This window comes from Pseudomonas sp. AE27, assembly GCF_037113495.1.
Taxonomy (GTDB): Bacteria; Pseudomonadota; Gammaproteobacteria; order Pseudomonadales; family Pseudomonadaceae; genus Aquipseudomonas; species Aquipseudomonas palmensis.
The window spans coordinates 817,964-836,898 of sequence record NZ_CP146966.1 but is presented as its reverse complement, the minus strand read 5'-3'; the positions used below and the strand labels follow the sequence as shown (position 1 = coordinate 836,898).

The 18,935-nt window shown below is 57.0% G+C and carries 17 protein-coding genes and 1 pseudogene; 5 read left to right on the top strand and 13 right to left on the bottom strand.

Annotated elements, in window-relative coordinates:
• Positions 1–13: 13 nt before the first annotated feature.
• Both lspA and V9K84_RS03905 read right to left on the bottom strand, forming a co-directional pair.
• Positions 14–526 carry a signal peptidase II gene (lspA, locus tag V9K84_RS03910; protein ID WP_003821921.1) on the bottom strand — a complete coding sequence of 171 codons (513 nt, stop codon included), beginning with the start codon at positions 524–526 and terminating at the stop codon, positions 14–16.
• 3 nt (positions 527–529) lie between these two features.
• Positions 530–1,426 carry a cation transporter gene (locus V9K84_RS03905; protein WP_004364974.1) on the bottom strand — a complete coding sequence of 299 codons (897 nt, stop codon included), beginning with the start codon at positions 1,424–1,426 and terminating at the stop codon, positions 530–532.
• Positions 1,427–1,521: 95 nt separating this feature from the next.
• Between V9K84_RS03905 and cadR the strand changes: the two genes are divergently transcribed.
• Complete coding sequence (gene cadR / locus V9K84_RS03900; protein ID WP_010794431.1) at positions 1,522–1,929, top strand: Cd(II)/Pb(II)-responsive transcriptional regulator; 408 nt, start codon at positions 1,522–1,524, stop codon at positions 1,927–1,929.
• Between the two features lie 273 nt (positions 1,930–2,202).
• Here cadR and tnpC read toward each other — a convergent pair whose 3' ends face one another.
• From tnpC to V9K84_RS03855, 9 genes and pseudogenes are all read right to left on the bottom strand, one after another.
• Positions 2,203–2,565 (bottom strand): Tn3 family transposase post-transcriptional regulator TnpC, encoded by a 363-nt coding sequence (gene tnpC / locus V9K84_RS03895; protein ID WP_017849612.1) that lies wholly within the window; start codon positions 2,563–2,565, stop codon positions 2,203–2,205.
• Positions 2,565–5,582, bottom strand: a complete 3,018-nt coding sequence (locus V9K84_RS03890; protein WP_046787890.1) for a Tn3 family transposase — start codon at positions 5,580–5,582, stop codon at positions 2,565–2,567. The genes tnpC and V9K84_RS03890 overlap by 1 nt, the downstream gene beginning before the upstream one ends.
• A 152-nt stretch (positions 5,583–5,734) precedes the next feature.
• A pseudogene (locus V9K84_RS03885) lies at positions 5,735–6,862 on the bottom strand (UvrD-helicase domain-containing protein); the annotation flags it as partial.
• The gene (locus V9K84_RS03880) at positions 6,852–8,579 is read right to left on the bottom strand and encodes an ATP-binding protein (protein ID WP_046787889.1); all 1,728 of its coding nucleotides are present in this window, start codon (positions 8,577–8,579) and stop codon (positions 6,852–6,854) included. The pseudogene V9K84_RS03885 and the gene V9K84_RS03880, both read right to left, overlap by 11 nt.
• Before the next feature lie 173 nt (positions 8,580–8,752).
• On the bottom strand, positions 8,753–11,116 hold the full coding sequence (locus V9K84_RS03875; RefSeq protein ID WP_168186813.1) for a heavy metal translocating P-type ATPase: 2,364 nt from the start codon (positions 11,114–11,116) through the stop codon (positions 8,753–8,755).
• 5 nt (positions 11,117–11,121) lie between these two features.
• Positions 11,122–11,370, bottom strand: coding sequence for a DUF2933 domain-containing protein (locus V9K84_RS03870; RefSeq protein WP_003246761.1), 249 nt, complete (start codon positions 11,368–11,370; stop codon positions 11,122–11,124).
• A gap of 79 nt (positions 11,371–11,449) precedes the next feature.
• Positions 11,450–11,983 (bottom strand): cupredoxin family protein, encoded by a 534-nt coding sequence (locus tag V9K84_RS03865; protein ID WP_003246762.1) that lies wholly within the window; start codon positions 11,981–11,983, stop codon positions 11,450–11,452.
• 147 nt (positions 11,984–12,130) lie between these two features.
• On the bottom strand, positions 12,131–12,688 hold the full coding sequence (locus V9K84_RS03860; RefSeq protein ID WP_024616818.1) for a plastocyanin/azurin family copper-binding protein: 558 nt from the start codon (positions 12,686–12,688) through the stop codon (positions 12,131–12,133).
• A gap of 167 nt (positions 12,689–12,855) precedes the next feature.
• The gene (locus V9K84_RS03855; protein ID WP_024616817.1) at positions 12,856–13,215 is read right to left on the bottom strand and encodes a co-regulatory protein PtrA N-terminal domain-containing protein; all 360 of its coding nucleotides are present in this window, start codon (positions 13,213–13,215) and stop codon (positions 12,856–12,858) included.
• 207 nt (positions 13,216–13,422) lie between these two features.
• On the opposite strand from V9K84_RS03855, the gene V9K84_RS03850 reads away from it, so the two are divergent.
• Positions 13,423–14,100: a heavy metal response regulator transcription factor gene (locus V9K84_RS03850; RefSeq protein WP_004374688.1), complete on the top strand. Its 678-nt coding sequence runs from the start codon at positions 13,423–13,425 to the stop codon at positions 14,098–14,100.
• A 2-nt stretch (positions 14,101–14,102) separates the two neighbouring features.
• Complete coding sequence (locus V9K84_RS03845; RefSeq protein WP_016487036.1) at positions 14,103–15,479, top strand: heavy metal sensor histidine kinase; 1,377 nt, start codon at positions 14,103–14,105, stop codon at positions 15,477–15,479.
• Between the two features lie 36 nt (positions 15,480–15,515).
• Here V9K84_RS03845 and V9K84_RS03840 read toward each other — a convergent pair whose 3' ends face one another.
• Positions 15,516–16,130, bottom strand: coding sequence for a DUF6088 family protein (locus V9K84_RS03840; protein WP_046787888.1), 615 nt, complete (start codon positions 16,128–16,130; stop codon positions 15,516–15,518).
• 315 nt (positions 16,131–16,445) lie between these two features.
• Between V9K84_RS03840 and V9K84_RS03835 the strand changes: the two genes are divergently transcribed.
• The gene (locus V9K84_RS03835; RefSeq protein WP_016487034.1) at positions 16,446–16,733 is read left to right on the top strand and encodes a hypothetical protein; all 288 of its coding nucleotides are present in this window, start codon (positions 16,446–16,448) and stop codon (positions 16,731–16,733) included.
• Positions 16,734–16,761: 28 nt separating this feature from the next.
• Here V9K84_RS03835 and V9K84_RS03830 read toward each other — a convergent pair whose 3' ends face one another.
• Positions 16,762–17,721 (bottom strand): site-specific integrase, encoded by a 960-nt coding sequence (locus V9K84_RS03830; protein ID WP_004374696.1) that lies wholly within the window; start codon positions 17,719–17,721, stop codon positions 16,762–16,764.
• A gap of 181 nt (positions 17,722–17,902) precedes the next feature.
• Between V9K84_RS03830 and V9K84_RS03825 the strand changes: the two genes are divergently transcribed.
• Positions 17,903–18,805, top strand: a complete 903-nt coding sequence (locus V9K84_RS03825; protein WP_046787887.1) for a DNA-binding protein — start codon at positions 17,903–17,905, stop codon at positions 18,803–18,805.
• Positions 18,806–18,935 lie beyond the last annotated feature (130 nt).

The window sequence follows — 18,935 nt, the reverse complement described above, 5'->3', positions numbered from 1 at the left end:
ATAGGCGTAGGTGTCAGTCAGATCCATCCGACTCGGCATTGGTGTTTGCTTTTTTACCCAACAAGCTGCTGGAAACGAAAAGTAAGGCACCGAGGACAATTGCAATATCAGCCAGGTTGAAGGCCGGCCAATGCCAGTCTCGCCAATAGAAATCAAAGGAATCCACAACATAGCCGCGAAAGACCCGGTCAATCAGGTTGCCCATGGCGCCACCGAGGATAAGACTGTAAGCGATGGCTTCTCCTTTATGACGATTTTCAAGGATCAGCTTGATCAGAAAAATCGAGACCACTACCGCGATTCCGATAAAAAAGTAGCGCTGCCAGCCTCCACCATTCGCAAAAAGACTGAATGCGGCACCGGTGTTCCATAGGTGCACCCAGTTAAAGAACGGGGTCACCGAAACATACTCGCCATAGGCCATTGATTGCTGCACCAGCCACTTTACAGCCTGATCAGACGCTGCCAGCAGGCCCGATATGGACAATAGGGCATACGGCGAGAGCTTTTTGCCAATAATGAGCATTATTTAACCCTTCAACGCCAAAATGCGTCTGGCACCGTTAAGTACAATGCCCCCCGCGATGGTGCCGATAATCAGATCCGGATAATTGGAACCGGTCCACGCGACCAGGGCGCCGGCGGTGATGACCCCCAGGTTGATCACCACGTCGTTGGCCGAGAATATCCAGCTTGCCTTCATGTGCGCCCCGCCTTCCCGATGTTTGGATATGAGCAGCAGACAACTGGTATTGGCAATCAATGCGACGAATGCGATAGCCATCATCACCAGCGATTCAGGCTCACTACCGAATACAAAGCGTCTCACCACCTCTACGAGCACGCCCACAGCCAAGATCAGTTGCAGTACACCAGCAAGATGCGCGGCACGTACCTGCATTTTCACGCTATGTCCAACCGCATAAAGGGCAAGCCCGTACACCGCCGCATCGGCAAAATTGTCCAGGGATTCTCCAATCAGGCCGGTGGACCGGGCGATCAGACCGGCAGTCATTTCCACCACGAACAGAAGTGCATTGATGCCGAGCAACCAGCGCAGGGTCCCGGATTCTTGCTTAGCAGAAGCTGCCGAAAACTCGGCGGCCTTGATGGTCTCCGGATTTGCAGCGACGGTTTCCTGAAGCGAGGCGCCTAGCCCCAAGGTCTTCAGTTTCGAGGTGACGGGCTCGACCTCGCCGTCATGCACGACCTTCAGCCGGCGGTTCGACAAGTCGAAGGACAGCGCCCGAATCTCCTCAAAGCCGTTCAGGGCTAGGCGAATCATTCGTTCTTCTGATGGACAGTCCATCTTCGGCACGGCATAAACACTGACCCATCTCCCTGGCGCCTCGGAGGAGGCCTGTATATCGGTATCCGCTGCGGACGTTGCATCACCGCCACAGGCGCCACCACAGGATTTGCTCATGATACGACTCCACTTGAACAATGTTGTGGTACCATTTAAAACTATAAAGCTACTATAAGGTCAATAGAGTAAAGAATCCGTTGGGGAGGAGGCTGATGCGCATTGGTCAGTTGGCGCAGTTGGTAGGGGTCGAAACACAGACGATCCGCTTCTATGAACAGCAGGGCTTGTTGCCGCCGCCTGATCGGCAGGACAACGGTTACCGTGTCTATACCGAGAAACACGTTGAGCGGCTGGCCTTTATTCGTCGCTGCCGCATCCTGGATCTGTCACTGGCAGAAATTCACGAACTAAAGCGCTATCAGGACGACCCTCATCAGCCTTGTACCGCCGTCAACGCCTTGCTCGATGATCACATCTCTCATGTGCGGTCGCAGATAACCGCTCTGCAAGCGCTTGAGAAACAACTCGTTTCACTGAGAGCGAGTTGCAACGATGACCGGGAAGTTGAGGCGTGTGGGGTTCTTGCTGGAATTAGCGAAGGAAACATGCACCAGCAGTAGGTGAAGCATCAACCAGATAATCCGATGAGATGCCGGTCTGTCTCACTCTCATGCAAAGGTAAGATCAACCATTTAATCCGCTTACCCGTTTTATCTAGGCCGATGCCCGGGAGGATGGCAGCGTGCCTACAGGGCGTCAAAACCGGCTACCCAGAGTCAAATTCACCCCACAGTACAGCGATGCTATAGAGTTACTCGTCAGTCCTGCAGCATCAGTTTTACTCTGCACCTCCATTGTATTCAGTCTGCCGGCAGCCCATTTGCACGAATAGTCTAGTCCTGATAGTCAGGAGCAAGCGCTGCCAAAGGAGCAACGTGTTTAGAACCCGCCTGCAAGCATGAACATAAAGCAGAAATATCCTCTTGAAGGGCCATCGCCTGCGCCCAAATACTGTCGACATCACTGGTAGCCACAGTGAGGGGGAAACCTTCCAGTACCGTCATGGCCATGCCATGCAGGCGTAGGAAGTCTTCTCGAATGCTGCCGACCCCTCCGATTTCAGCAAGGCAGGCATCCAGCCGGTCGACCAAGTTGAGCAACTGAGCGGTGTCGTAGCTTGCACGCAGAGAGTCGAGTACCTTGGTATCGACGTCCCCATAAGGTGTCACGCGGAACGAAGCTGGCGGGATATGCATCAGTTCGTCACCTCAACGTTGCTGTCAGACATCTGTTTCGCACGCATTGATCCCGCAGCCTGCTGGAAAATGGAATCCTTGATCCAGGGTTCCGGTGGGCGTTTGAGTTTCAGGTTGAACTCCCCAAAACGTTTGACATTGCTGGTTAGGTAGGGGCTGAGAAACGATACGTCGTCGTCAGTGAACTGCCAGCCATCACGGGCGAGCTTCTGCAGGATGCGCATCATGTCCACGGTGTTCTGCAGGATCACCGACGAGGCCACCATGTCGTTGTAGCGCAGGCGTTTCTGTTGCTCGTCCGGATCGTTTTCGGCGATCACGTCACCGCCAAAGGACAGCCACTTAGAGAAGCCGTTGTAGGACTCGATCTTATTGGTGTTGGCGGTGACTTCCTGGCGCAACTCGCGGCTGCCGATCCAGTTGAGTAGGAAGATCGTCCGGATCACGCTGCCCAGCGCTTGCGCGGCATGATAGAGCTTGTTGCGCCGACTGTAGGAGCCAAGTTTGCGCAGCAGCATAGGTGAGGAAATCTTGCCGGCCTGGATTGACAACGCGACCTGCATCAGATCCTGCCAGTGGGTTTCGATCAGGTGCCAGTCGGCGGTGTCGGTGAACAGACGGTTGATGTGTTTATACGAAACGCCGCGATCTGGCCGGCACATCACCAGGTCGCGCCAGTTGCGGATACGCGGCATCAGATTGATGCCCAGCAGATGAGTGAAGGCGAACACCGTGGCCGACTGGCCCTGGGTGTCAGAGTACACCGTATCGGGTTCGACGCTGAGGTCGACCTTGAGCAACCCCTCAATCACATAGATTGCCTCCCAGATACCAGGCGGGATGAAGTGCTGGAACACCGCGATGTAGTTATTGGCCACGTGTCGGTACGCCACGGCCCCCATCTTGCGATAGCGGAAGTGGTAGCCGGCCAGCAGATTGTCGTCATAGAAGTCGAACTGCGTACCGTCCGCGGCCACCGCCTTGCCATCGCCCCAGAGCTTGGGCAGGTCAAGTTGCAGATAGAGTTCCACCAGCTCGCGGTTAGCCTTGTCTAACTTCTCAAGCGAGAGATGGCGGCGATTCGTATAGGACAGCATGTGCGGCGTGACATTACCGGCCAGATGCCGTGCGGCCTGGTTGGGGCCAAGGTTGCAGCCCATGGCGAAGATCGTCATCAGGTAGCGCTCGGCCGGTTCTTTGAGCTTTGGCTCGTTGCCGGACATCGGCCCGAAATGCCGAGTGAACTGAATCCAATGCTCAATGTTGGCCATGATGTCGAGCACGTGCCTGGCCGGCATGCGCTGCATAAGCGCCGTCTGTAGCGAGATGGCCGAAGGCGGGATGTCCCGCGCTATCACTCGGCGTAGCACCGGTTCGCCGGCTTCATTGATCGATACGTCACCTCGGCAAGAAGGGAATTTTTCATCCAGATGCTGCGCGGTTTCCTCCAGCTGAATCTTGAGGGAGGCGACAAACTCCTTCGCCGTGCCAGGCAGCCCCACCTTTTCGCAGTAGGCCGGTAGACGATGGAAACATTCTTCCCAGGGCAGCAACTGCTTACGGTAGTCGGCGAAAGATTCCGACCCCAGCACGCACATATCACCCGAGCGCAGCTCACTGGCCAGGTAAGAGAACACGCAGACTTCCAGATAGCGCCGGTTGGTAGGTGGCCCTTCACTGGCAGGACGACGCACGACCTTAACCCAGCGCTCCGACGCAAACGACAAGTCGACATGCTCGTCGATCCACTCGCGGTGTAGATTTTCGCTGTCCTGGATGAGCTGAAGCGCCTGGATAAGTGAGCGATCCTGAGTCGTGGGTTCCAGTTGAAGAAGGTGGCTCAGACGGAACAACAGCGAGCGATGGGACTTGAAGTGCTTCCAGATCAGCGGCAGGTAGTTGTTACCGCCCGTAGCCTGGACTTCGGCGCAAGTCTCGCGCAACCGATCCAGGTTGCCATCGGGAGAGAGGAATTCCCGGATCAGACTGCCAGCCTCCTGGTCATCCGGTTCCTGAACAAGAATCTGCACCACGCCATCCAGGGTGGCCGCCAGTTGCTCCAGCTTCTGGCGTTGCCGCGCCTGGATTTGCTCCAACTCCTCCTTGGCGCGTTTGTGGATCGTCGAAATCCGTCGGATGAACATCTCGGCCAGGTGATCCCGAGTTCGCACCCGCATCCGATAGATCAAGGCCAGCATCAGTGTGTAGCGTTTCGGCAGCGAGCAGTCCTTCAGCTCGGCGACGTCCGACGCGGCGGCTTGGGTGGCGAAGTGGCGGATCTTAGCATCGACGACCCCCTCAAGAATGGCATCCAGATCTCCGAAGCTCTCTAACCACGCCAGGTGGTCGATCAACACCTCCAGGTGCTTGCGGGAAGGCTTCTTGGGTGCCTGCTTGAGTGCGTTGAAGTCACTCTGCCGACGCCCGAAATCCGTGTCGAGCAGCTCCTTTAGCTTGTAGATCACCTCGATTGGCGCTCGGAGCACGATCAGGTTGAAGGTAACTTCCTGAGCACTCGCCAAAGCGGTTTCTGCGATGTTGTTGAGCGTCGAATAAGCCGGAAGCTCATAGCCACGCTGAATCAGCTCATCAAGCATGGCATTAATGAGATCGACTCGCTGCTCAAGCACTACAGCGCAGTCACGTGCGATTTCCTCAGTGATCGCTAGCCCGTCGCTGCTATAGAAGGGTGTAACCTGCAGGTACTGCCGAACCGCCGCTTGGTGTCGGTAAAGGGTGCGGGGGTTGCTGTAGCGCGGAGCTATTCGTGCGCCGTAGCGAAGGCATTGTCGGACATGACTGATGAGCTCCTGAGGAAGCTCCTCGAACGGAACAAAATAGTGTAGCTGCTGAAACACCTTTAGTTGGATTGCCAGCCCAATCGATAGCGCTGGACTCTTAGCGGTGTTATTGACCCATTCGATCTCTGAATCAGACAGGGAATAGCATCGATGCAGCTCCTTAGCTGGCAACTGACTGGGCAAGAGCCGGTAGGCTGTCCTTTCCACCGAAGCCATTGAGTTCATCCCCCAAGTAAGGCAAAACATCAGCATAGACGGCTAGTCAGGCGGGGGATGACCAGCAATCAAGAACTCAATAAATTTCCTTTTAGTTCAATATCTTGCAGAACGAATGTCCTAATTTTTGCCTTATCTCGGCATAACCCCTACACCCGTGCCCCCGGCTGTTCGGCGAGGGCGTTGAGCACAAGGAGTGCTCGCTGCGGTGTTGGCTCCCCGACGAATGCGACGGCCTCGGCCTCGGCCGGGGTCGGTGGCGTTCGGGCACGTCCTGTGCGCAGAGACTCCACACGCGTTCGCAGGTTTGCTGCACCTACCCCCGTCATCACGCTTGAAGCAAATTCCGCAAGTTGTGCCAGAGCATTGGCACCCTGCAGGTTAAAGTTCCTGGCGAAGTTGACGAGGTCCCTTAGGTCGACGGCTTCGACGGCCATGGCGCCGGGTGTCTGGCTCGTGAGCTGATGGCGACCTTGCACGTTGATGGAGTCCCCGATGATGAGGACGCTGCCCCGAGCGTTGGGTGACTCGGTTCTAGCGGCCACCAGCCGCTGCTGGACTTCGGTCCCGGCGTTGAGCTGCACCCAGCGCACTTCAGCCGGAGCCGTGCGCAGATCCACCGGCTGGCCAGCTTGAAGTTGTTGCCGTATGGCGAGCAGCCACTGCCCGAGGTTCTCAGCGCCGGCCAGTCGCCAGCGCCACGGCGTCCCCAGTTCTCCCGCTGCCGGGAATTGGGGTAGTACCTCGTTCGTCCAATGCACCAGTCGGTTGCCACGGAAGTCGAAGATGGCTTGCATTGGATCACCGAGCACGCAGGTCGGAAGCACCTGGGCTAAACCTGAAACGATAGCGTGCTGGACCACATTGCAGTCTTGGTACTCGTCGACAAGCAACCGCGCGTAGGTGGCACGGAGAGACTGAGCAAGGTGGCCAGCGTGCAGTAACTGCCTGGCAGCCTCTCGAATTGCAGGGTAGTCAGTGTTGGGCTGGTGGAGCTCCAAGATTTGCGGGTTATGGCCGCTTCGCGCCGGGAACTTGGCGATGAGGCGCATCGAGAATCCGTCGATGGTGGATACTCGATAGGCGGAGCTAGGGACGCCGGCGCGTCTCAGGCGTGCCCGTAAGGCCGCAACGCCTGCGTTCGTATGCGTTAGTACGAGGATGGGTTTGCTCTGTCTATGCGCGATGAGCGTCTCGGCAATCAATTGCGTTTTTCCACAACCTGCGGGGGCTGTTATGGAGCCACGCTCGATAGCAAAAAGATCAATCTCAAGGGGCACTTGTAAACGTCCAGAGCTGATTCGTGACTGCCATGAAGCCCGGGTCGGCGTTCTGTAGAGACGGGCCGACGATGTCCCTTGCAACCTCCTGATAGGTTGTCAACGACTTGAACCACCCGCTGTTGCGGATACGAGATGCAGCTCCCAACAGCTCTCGCGTCGCGGGCGAGTAGCCCTGAATAAATCTTTCAGATTTGATGTCATGTAGTGTCACACGTCCTTGGGACTTCGACTGGATGTGTGCGTTCATCAGCTCTGCACCCACTATTGCTTCGGCTTTCGCCAGAAGTGCATCGAGTGCTTGGTCACTGAGATGGCGGAAGATCTCGTCCTCCAAAGTGAGGCTTGGTCGCCATGTAAGAATTTGTCCGCCTGCGGCCAAGAATGCTTCAGGGAGCCCCGCGGTCGAAGGCTTGTCGGCGTCTACAAAAACCATCACGCGATAGCCTAGGTTCTGAAGTGCTGTTCCACGGATAAGACTGTTATCGGGACTTCCTCCGCCGGCGTCCACATAAGCGCCGCCATGAGCCAGGAATGAGGTAGCGCCAAGACTGACCCACCATTGATCAAGGCCACGCGCGAAGCCAACCTCGCTGGCACCCTCGCAAACGATAATGGATTTGGCGAGGAATGCCTCTGGGTCCTTCCGAAGGGTACTTTGTACTTCGTTGGCCTCCCCTGCCGCCATAACGCTGTGGCGTTGAGGCCCAGACCGAACAACGAATAACTGGCTGCCGGACAATTCGCGCAGCGCGACCGGTGAGTGAGTCGTCATGAAGACCTGCAGCGGAGCGGCAGCGTCCTTTGCGCCCAGGGAGTCCAAGAATCGCATGAGCCGATGAGGTTCAAGCCCATATTCCACCTCATCGACAAGAGCAATTGGCGCGGCGCTAGCTGCAGCTCTTTGCAACCCTGCCACTAGCAATCGCGACGAGCCCGTGCCAAGGGAGCGAAGGGGAATGCCTGTGTCGCTGTGCAGCGCGATCGCACCCTCGCCAATCGACACAGAATGTGCGTCAAGGAGTGCTTGTGGCATCGCTCCAACCGAAACCCCAAGATGCTGAGCCGTGCGTTGCACCACCTCAAGCGTCTGAGTTAGATGTCCGGCGGCTTGATTGCCAAAGTTCGCTCTTGCTTGCCTCGCGGCGCGCGCAAGTTCGGCACCTAGCTCTGCACGCTCGTCAGTAAGTCGATTGAGCACTGAGCCACGACTCCACGACAAGTTCGAACTCGCAAAGCTGCCGATACGGGCGGGTGCTAGTGCCGCTCGTTCCTTCCAGGGAAGAGTGCGTTCGAGTTGCTGCTGCTCCGCACGCTCAGAAAAAAGTGTCCAGGTAGGTTCCAAATCGGCACCAACTTGCAGAAGCAAGGTGATAACGGTCTCCAGCCCCGCTCGCGGTTCGTCGTCGACTTCTCCCGTTCCTGGATTGAATCCACGCAAGAACTCGCCGTAAACATCGATATCCATCAGCGATACCGGCAAATCGCCAAGCGTCACACTGATGGTGATGGGTGTTTCGACGTTCAGAGCGAAGAAGTCCATGTCGCCGAACGTGCCGCCCCGGCGGGCACCGACGCAAAGGTCAATCGCATCTAGAATGCTGGACTTTCCACTATCGCCAGGACCTATGAGGCAGTTAATTCCTGGGGCCGGCACCCAGTCGAGCGCCTGGATAGATCGGAAGTTGCTGATAATCAGTCTGCGAATGCGGGCCACGGAGAGTCCTCATGGGTTAACGACGACCAGTCTCCTACCCGCAGCGGCAACAGTCCATAGAACGTCACCTCGTCACTATGTGTTGCGACAGATAGGTCGGACCGGAAACTACCGTACGGCATTTTCCGGTCAGATGCGCTTCTGAATAATCACCTGGTCGGTGGTATGGAAGCCTATCCCATGTCCGTTGATTTCAACCTCAGAGCATTGAAGACCACCGACGCCGAGCTGACACTCATCGCCAGCGCAGCAATCAAGGGCGACAGAAGATGCCCCGTCAGCGGGTACAGCAGCCCCGCTGCTAGCGGGATTCCCATCGCGTTGTAGATGAACGCAAAGGCGAGGTTCTGCCTCATGTTTTTCACGGTTGCCACTGACAGGGTGCGCGCTCGCAGGATGCCGATCAGATCTCCCTTGACCAGCGTCACTTGGGCGCTGTTCATCGCCACATCGGTACCGGTGCCCATGGCGATACCTACGTCAGACCTGGCCAGGGCGGGCGCATCGTTGATACCGTCACCCGCCATGGCGACACGACGGCCATAGCCCTGCAAATCGGCGACTAGTTTCTCCTTATCCTGCGGTTTGACCTCACCATGCACTTCCTCGATTCCGAGCTGCTGCGCCACGGCTCTTGCTGTGGTGAGGCCATCACCAGTGGCCATGATGACCTTTACGTCTTCGCTTTGAAGCTTGGAGACAGCCTGTTGAGAAGTAGGCTTGATCGGATCGGAAACGGCCAGTAGTCCCGCCAGGCGGCCATCAACGGCCAAATAGATGATGCTGATGCCTCCCAGACGCAGTTGCTCGGCGCGATTGCGCAGCGGGGTAATATCGACGCCCGCCTCGTCCATCAGTGCGGTGTTGCCGAGCTGCAGCTGATAGTCATCGACCTGGCCGCGCACACCAATACCCGAGCCAGATTCGAAAGTGTCCGGTTTGACCAGTGCAATGCCCTGACCGCGCGCATGATCGACTATGGCATGAGCCAGCGGGTGCTCACTACCCTGGTCGAGACTAGCAGCCAGGCGCAGCACTTCATTGGAGTCGTAACCGCCTGTCCCTTCCGCACTATGGAATACGGGACGCCCCTCAGTCAGGGTTCCAGTCTTGTCGACGATGAGCGTGTCGATCTTGCATAGATTTTCGATGGCGCTGGCATCGCGGAACAACACACCGCTGCTAGCGGCCTTGCCAGTCGCAACCATGACGGACATCGGGGTTGCCAGACCCAGAGCGCAGGGACACGCAATGATTAGCACCGCCACCGCATTGATCAGGCCAAATACCCAGCCTGATTCCGGCCCTAATAGCCCCCAGCCGAAGAGGGTCAGAATCGCGATCAGGATCACCCCGACCACGAAATACCCTGCCACCGCATCAGCCATACGCTGCATGGGGGCCTTGGAACGTTGGGCTCTGGCCACCATCTGAACGATCTGCGACAGCATGGTCTCGGCACCGACCTTCTGCGCCTCCATCACCAGGCTTCCATGGGTGTTCATGGTGGCACCGATAAGGGCATCCCCTACCCGCTTGGTCACGGGTAACGGTTCTCCGGTAAGCATCGACTCGTCGACGGCGCTCTCCCCCTCTAGAACCGTACCGTCCACCGGGACTTTCTCTCCCGGCCGGACACGTAGGTGGTCGCCCTGATGGACATGTGTCAGCGGAATATCTTCTTCCTGGCCATCGTGCTTGATGCGACGCGCAGTCTTTGGTGCCAGCCTCAGCAGTGACTTGATGGCTGCCGAAGTCTGCGAGCGGGCCTTGAGTTCGAGCATTTGGCCCAACAGCGTGAGTGAGATAATCACTGCGGCTGCTTCAAAATAGACGCCGATACGTCCGTCCTGGGCAAAGGCCGCCGGAAACCACTGCGGAACCAAGGTAGCGGCCACGCTGTAGAGGTAGGCAGCGGCCGTTCCCAAACCGATCAGGGTCCACATGTTGGGGCTGCGGTGGCGGATGGAGTCAATGCCGCGGGTGAAGAATACCCAGCCACCCCATAGCGTCACGGGCGTCGCCAGAGCCAGCTCGACCCAGTTCTGGGTCGTGCCATGAAACAGTTGCAAGGAATGGCCGGCCATCGCCAATACGGTCACGATGACGGTCAACGGTAGGGTCCACCAGAACCGCAGCGAGAAGTCCTTCAGCTCTGGATTTTCCTCCTCTTCCAGCTCCGGGATGACAGGTTCCAGCGTCATCCCGCAGATCGGGCAGTTTCCGGGAGCCGGTTGACGGATTTCTGGATGCATCGGGCAGGTGTATTCAGCACCTACAGGTGTCGATGTGGGTGCTGGAGTCGCGTGCTGGTGATGCTCCCCATGAGACTGATGGCTCATGTACTGATGAGGATCTGCTTGGAATTTCTCTAGGCACTTCGCACTGCAGAAATGATAGGCCTTCCCTTCAAAGCTCTCGCGATAAGGGCCATCAGGTTTGACCTCCATGCCACACACCGGGTCGCGCTGGCTCTCGGAGTGGGCGTGCGAGTTATGTGAATGATCCTGGTCATGATGGCAGGAGGTCTTTTGCATGCGATCTATGTCCTTTCTTCGTCCTTGGAAACAGCGGTGCTGCTGGAGTGGGAGTGCCCGCCGTGATTGTGGCCAAACAGATGCATCAGCGGGCATAGCAGCAGGATGAGGTACGGCAGGGCCTGCGAAAGATGACCGTAATGCTCACGCGCTACATAGAAGATGCCGATTACGGCCAGCATGATCAGCGCAATGCCAATCTTGCTCTTCCAAAAAGGCGGCTCAGTGGTACTGGTGTGATGGGTATGGTCCACGACAATAGCCTCGTTTCAATGGCGGCCGGATCAGTATAGGTGTCTCAGACTGGACGGAGTTGGCGAGTATCAATAAACGTCAGCGTACGGTCACCTTACCGACCATTCCCGACTGATAATGTCCTGGAATATTGCAGGCGAACTCCAGTTCGGTGGCGGCGGAGAAGGTCCAGATCAACTCTTCGCGTGCTCCAGGTTCGACAAGAACACTGTTGGGGTCATCGTGTTCCATACCGACCATCTTCATGCCGCCCATGGCATGGCCCATATTGCTCATGTCATGTGCACCTGTAGGGGACAGCGTGCCGTTCTGAAACATCGCGGCCATCTCTTTCTGGTGCGCGGCATGAGATGCCGCTTTGCCAAGATTGAATTCGTGTAGCAGTGCACCGTCATTTTTCAGGACGAAGCGAACTGTCTCGCCTGCTTTGATCTCCATTGCTTTGGGTTCGAAGAAGATGTCCCCCATCCGGACTTCGATGGTGCGATCTACTGCCTGACCGTCTCCCGGTTGCCCAATACTGTCTTTCTTGTGGCCCGGGCTGGCCAGCGCATTGGCAGCACTGAGCAGCAAGCCAAGGGTGGTGATTATGAAAGCGGGTCTGAGTTTCATGGTGTGCCTCTGAGGTGTTGAGGAGGGATGAGTCCCGATGCTAATGAGGTGCAGCTGGCGGTACGCTGACGTGAAAACTACATCGCAGTAAGGTTCGTCAGATCGGTGCTACCCAGCCCGCTGCCAACGGGTAGCACCGATGCCGGACTAACGCAGAGCAAACTCACCGACCATCCCCGCCTGGTAATGCCCAGGCAATGTACAGGCGAAGCTCAAACTGCCCGCCTTAGGGAAGGTCCACACGAACTCTTTGGTTGTGCCGGGCTCGACGAGAACCGCGTTCGGGTCGTCATGCTTGGCTTTGATGACTTCCGGATAGCCTGGAGGGTTGGAGTCTCCCGTGCCATAACGCTCATGCCAGACAATGCGCTCGGCCATGCCGGTCGGGGTCAGTGTGCCGTCCTTGAACAAGGACGCCATCTTGCGCTGGTGCTCCAGCTGGGACGCTGCCTGCCCGATGTTGAACTCGTGCATCAACGCGCCCTCGTTCTTCAGAACGAAGCGCACGGTTTCACCTGGCTTCACATCGATCGTTTTCTGGCTGTAGTTGATGTCGTCCATCTTTACCAAGATGGTACGAGTCGCTGGCGTCGCCTGGGCCTGCTGCCCAATGCCATTGCTACTGTCGCTGGTCTCGGCAAATGCCGGAAAAGTGGTGCTGATGAACAGTGTGCTGATCAGCAGCTTAAGAGGGATGCGTTTCATGGTGAGACCTCGCTAGGTAGGCTGGAAATCTCATGCTATTCCCCGCTTCCTGCCAGGCCGCTGACCCCAAAACTACAATTGCGTCAGCTGGAAAAAAGCACGGCGCCATTGAGGCGCCGCTAGGCCAAAGGAGCAATCACGGAAGGCCTGGAAGATGGGGGAAACTCTTACTTATGGCACTCTTTGTCGGCCATCATCAGCTTGTGCTCGCGAATCATTTGACCCAGCACGTCGTCTACTAACTTGTCGTGTTTTTCCATCCAGGCCAAATGATCTTCGGCAGACATGCCTGGAGCAGGATGTTCATTGTGCAGCTGACTCATGAGGTCTTCGAGCATGTTCATGTGCTCCTTCATATGCACATGCCGCTCGCCGACTGGGGCCTTCTCTGCCTGGATCAGCACGGCTTCCGCTTTGTCGCGCATCTGCTGCATGCGCTCAAAGGTACGATCACCCCCCCCTTCGGCCCAGACCATAGAAGAAAGCAGCAGCGAACCAACCAGAAGTAAAGGTTTCAGCGATTTCATGGGGCAGTCTCCATCAGTGCTAACTATGGCCGGCACCTCTGCTTTTGGTCTGTCGAGGGCCGAGAGCACAACCTAGTGCTCATGCTTGCACCCTAGACAAGCCACCCTGTCAGTGAGCTGAAGTCAGAATTACATTTTCGTAAGCTTCTGGTTGGGGCCGCGGTTTGCCTGCAAACTCAGGCCACCCGACTTTTGGAGTCTGCACACATGAAACTACTGGTAGCTGAAGACGAACCCAAAACCGGTACGTACCTCCAGCAAGGTCTCACCGAGGCTGGGTTCAATGTCGACCGGGTTATGACCGGTACAGATGCCCTTCAGCATGCACTTAGCGAAGCCTATGACCTGCTAATTCTGGATGTAATGATGCCTGGGCTGGACGGTTGGGAAGTGCTGCGCATGTTGCGCGCAGCAGGAAAAGACGTCCCCGTACTGTTCTTGACGGCACGCGATGGTGTGGAAGACCGCGTTAAAGGGTTGGAGCTGGGTGCGGACGACTACCTGATCAAGCCATTTGCTTTCTCAGAGCTTCTGGCCAGGGTCAGAACGCTGTTGCGCAGAGGTAATGGTTCGCCGACGCAGACCACCATGAAAATTGCCGATCTGGAAGTCGATCTGATGAAGCGGCGTGCGATCCGTGGCGGGAAAAGAATTGACCTGACCGCGAAGGAGTTTTCACTGCTGGAACTGCTACTGCGCCGGCGCGGCGAGGTGCTCCCGAAGTCGCTGATTGCCTCTCAGGTTTGGGACATGAATTTCGACAGCGACACCAATGTCATTGAGGTTGCGGTACGCCGGCTACGCGCAAAAATCGATGACGATTTCGATCTCAAGCTGATTCATACCGCCCGCGGCATGGGATACATGATGGATGCGCCGGAGTGAATATGAAGCACCTTTCGCTGACAGCACGCATGAGCCTGATGTTCATGTCCGCGGTAATTGCAGTCCTGACGGTAGCAGGGCTGAGTTTCAATATGCTCAGCCAGCACCACTTCAAGATGCTGGATCGGCAGGCCCTGGTGGAGAAACTCGAATCCGCCAAACATATCCTCAACAATGCTCGCGGTGAAGCGAGCCTTTCGGAAGAATTACCGCAGTTGCGAGCCTTGCTGGGAGCCCATCAGGATCTGGCGGCCACTATCCTGGCCAGTGACGGTTCTGTACTGTTCTCCGACCCCAGAGCAGTCGAAGTACCAGAGCGTTTCAGACGTGAAAATGAGCAGAGCATGTGGGAGTGGCAGAACGGCCAACACATGTACCGCGGCATGACGGCGCAAATCTCGGTAGCCGATCAGGCTGAGCCGCTCACAGCTTTGCTGATTCTTGACGTCACCAATCACACACACTTTTTCGACACGCTGCAACGATGGTTCTGGATTGGATTGGTCATCAGTGCCCTGTTCAGTGCCGCGCTCGGCTGGGTGGTTGCTCGCAGCGGCCTTAGGCCTCTGCGGCAAGTCACTCATGTGGCCTCCGGGATGTCCGCTCGCTCGTTACAGGAACGAATCCCTCTCGAACCAGTGCCGCGGGAACTTCAGCAACTGGTTCTATCCTTCAATGCGATGTTGGCTCGGCTAGAGGATGCCTTCGTTAGGCTCTCCAATTTTTCGGCCGACATTGCCCACGAGCTACGCACGCCCGTTAGCAACCTGATGACCCACACCGAGGTCGTGCTGAGCAAGAAACGCGATATCAATGCCTATGAAGAGAATCTCTACTCCAACCTGGAGGACTTGAAGCGCATGTCTCGGATGATTGATGACATGCTTTTCTTGGCCAAGGCTGATAATGGCCTGATCATCCCCGAGCAGGCCAGGATCGAACTGGCTGACGTAGTCTTCAAGCTGTTTGACTACTACCACCTTCTGGCCGAAGAACATGGCATTGAACTATCGCTCACAGGCACAGGCCAAGTGCTGGGAGATCGGCTGATGCTTGATCGTGCACTTTCCAACTTGCTGTCCAATGCACTGCGCTACACGCCGGTGGGACATACAATTTCGGTTTTGATCCGCGAGACAGCGGACTCCACAACCTTCAGCATCGAGAACCCAGGGGACACAATTAGCTCAGAGCATTTAGAGAAGCTCTTCGACCGCTTTTACCGGGTCGACCCCGCTCGGCGGGAGGGAAGCCCGAGCAACGCCGGGCTCGGACTTGCCATCACCCGATCCATCATTGAGGCTCACAAAGGCCGCATCTGGTGCACCTCAGCCGCCGGCCTCACGGGCTTTCACATCGAATTGCCCCATTCCAGATGATGCCGATCTGGCGGTAAGTAGGCTACAGCTAAACCGCTAGCCCAACTTGACAGGGTGGGTGCAACTCGACTGAGCGCAGATTGCATTCGCCATCCGGATAGGTAACGAGCGGTGAGCTGACACCAGATCACCCCATTCGCTCTCGGGTAGTAGTTTATGAAGTTTGAAAACGGCATACCCCACGCTTGCCTCGCCAATCCAATCCAATGCTCGAATGGCTTCCCCCGCTCCAGTAGCGCCTAGAGCCATCAACCATCGAGGCGCATACCGAATCGACACGGTGGTCTTGCCTACCTGAAGCTCCCTAGAGCGTCCGTCGGTTAGAAAGACATAGCGAACTGGAACCTGTGTGCTCAGCCCTAATTTATTCGCGGCACGAGCCCCGTGGTCGACCAGCACTTCACCCAGCGCATTAGCCAGCGAGTGGACAACCTTCTCCGGTGCCGGCGGGCGCACGCCGAACCGAGTTTCGACTGCGGCAACATAAATGCCCCGAGCAACGCGAAACAGCTTTCCACCTTCGACCAGGCGAGAGAGTCCTCGCTGCACAGCATGGCGAGAACCATGATGCAGGAATCTGCTAGGTGTCAGAACCTCACCTTCTGGAAGCTGTTGAATGATGTCCAGGATTTTCTCGGGAAGAGCCTTCATTGTCCTGTCAAACCTCGTGAGTGGCCCTGCCAAGAACCACCAGAGGTGGCGACCATCTCATGCGGGACACATCATCGAACAATAGACCTGGTGCTTGGCTCCGTCCTGTGAGTACAGGCAATCTCTGTGCGAGTAGGTCTGGCCTGATGCCGTTTGGAAGTCGTAGCCCAAGACTCGTTCGTCCCGGTCATAGACCCTTATCAGCTCGGTCAGCTTCTCCATCGTCCAGTCATTGGATCCATTCAGCCTCGCAGGCAGTACAACCTGGACTGCCTCGACCAGCGTTCCCTCAGCGCGTCTTTGTAGCATGAACACTTGACCATTTCACTCAACGCGGGCGAATGGGAAGAGAAAAAACTAACGCCTTACCAGGTGGTCGTCCTTTGGAGCGAGTGGTCAGCAGCTGCCCGCGGGCGACTGAAAAATGAGCTGGAAATAGCCCGGCAAGAGAACATAAAAGCCAAAAAAGACAAGCAGGCATCCCGCAGTTACCTCTTCTTTGTGGGTGCCCAGGATGCCAAGAACCCTGCAATTTTCCATGTGCTGGATCATCGACTCATTTGCACCGCACATGACGAGCTGGTGTTCCCAGTGCGCAGCTAGGTGCAGATCGGGGCCGCGGAAGGCGGTCTTATGGCAGTCCCTCGGGCCAGTTTGAGATGTGTTGTAGCGCACTCAGTTGCCCAGGGAACACTCCTGTGCTCTCGACATAGCGCAATGCGGATTGCCCATCGCTCCAGCCTACGTACTGCATCAGCGCTTTGATATCCCAGCCGCTGCGGGTGGCCCAGGTGGCAAACCCGCGGCGCAGCGAGTGGCTACTGTACAGCTCCGAAGGCAGCCCTGCTGCCTGCAGTACGGCGCGCATGAGTGGGACAACGCTATTTGGGTGCAAGCCCTGCTCACCTAAGTGCCCCCAGCGATCAATTCCACGGAATACCGGCCCGCGTGCGATACCCGCAAGACTGATCCAGTCGACGTAGGCTTGTACTGGGCACAGCCTGGCCAGCGCCGGCGCGTTGAAGGTCTGGCCTTGGTTGTCCCGATCACCTTTGCTCCAGGGCAGGAACAGTTGCATGCCCTCCCCGGTCCGCACCTGGATGTGCTCGACCTGTAGGCGACATAGCTCATCACTGCGAAAGGCCCGCCAGAAGCCGATCAGTATCAGAGCGCGATCGCGGCAACAGCGCAGTAGCCGTGGCAAGTCGTCTTCCGCGCGGGCCTGCTCCAAAGCTTGTTCCAGCCACAACACGCACTGTTCGAGCTGGCGCAGCTGCAAAGGTTCGGCCTGCTTCTCTTGGCGTGGGTGCAAAGTACGAATGCCCTTGAGGATCTGGCGGACCAGCGGAGTCTTGGTCGGATCCGGGAAGCCTTGGCTGACATGCCACTGCGCCAACGCCGCGAGGCGCAACTTCAAGGTATTGCTGGACAGGGTGGCGGCGTGATCGACCAGATAGCGCACGACTGTATCGCTAGTCGCCGGCAGAAAGCCACCCCACGTCACCTCGAAGTGCTCAAGCGCCTGCTGATAGCTCCGCCGGGTGTTGGCACGAGTGCCGGCCTGCAGGTACCGCTCGATCTCCTGGCTCATCTGAGCGCATCCCCTTGGTGTACCGGTGAGCGACTGCCAAACGACAAAAACACCGCATCACCTTGGATAATTCATGATTATCCAATTCTAGAATACGAGCGGAAAAAAACGAAGTTCTTGATAATATGCTATGTATTTACATAGTACATACCACAGAACGAAATCGTCAGGAGTTCCACTTATGGCCCGCGGTGGCATCAACAAAGCAATCGTGCAGAAAGCCCGGAATTCTCTACTCGCCCGCGGTATCCACCCCAGTATTGATGCGGTGCGCATCGAGCTGGGCAATACCGGTTCAAAGACCACCATTCACCGCTACCTGAAAGAGCTTGAAGACGCCGAGCGCGGCCGGGATGCGGCCTTGATCCCGCTCAGCGAACAGTTGGCCAATCTGGTCAGCCAACTGGCAGATCAGCTAGAGGAGGAGGCGCAGGCCGCCGTGGCCCAGGAGCGCGAACAACTGGCCCGCGAACGGCTCGATTACCAGCATCGGTTTCGACAGGCCGAAAACCGCATCCAACAACTGGAAGGCCAGACCGCGCTCGACGCGGAACGACTTGAGACCACTCATCACGAGTTGCAGCAGGCACGCGAGCAACGGCAGCAGGCCGAGATCGAGAACGCCCGCCTACAGCAGGCTAATCGCGACCTGGAGGAGCGGCACAAGGATCGCGACGCACAGATCCACTCGCTGGAGGAAAAACACCGACATGCGCGCGACACCCTGGAGCACTACCGGCAGGCCAGCAAGGAACAGCGTGAGCAGGAACAACGCCGACACGAGTCGCAGATACAACAATTGCAACTAGAACTGCGGCAACTGCAGCAGACCTTGATAATCAAGCAGGACGAACTGACGCAACTGAACCGCGACAATGCACGCTTGCTCACCGAGGCGCGGCAGTTGCAAAAAGAGCGACATGCACAGCAACAGCTAGTGGCGCAGAAAACTCAGGCCCTGGAGGCTCTGCAGAGCACGCTGGCCGGCTCCGAACGCTCGAATGAAGCCCTTGAACAGCGTTGTCGCACATTGCAGGAGGAGGTGTCCCGGCTGAGCGAAGCATCCGCGCTTCAGGTGCAGTAGACGCAGGGCCTGCAGGAGCGCTTGGTCGAAGCCACTACACAGCTAAAGCTACTCGGGGTGCCGCTTGTGAACAGCGATGGCGCACGTAGCACATGAACCGGCACACTGAGCCTATGCACTGAGCGGAGGT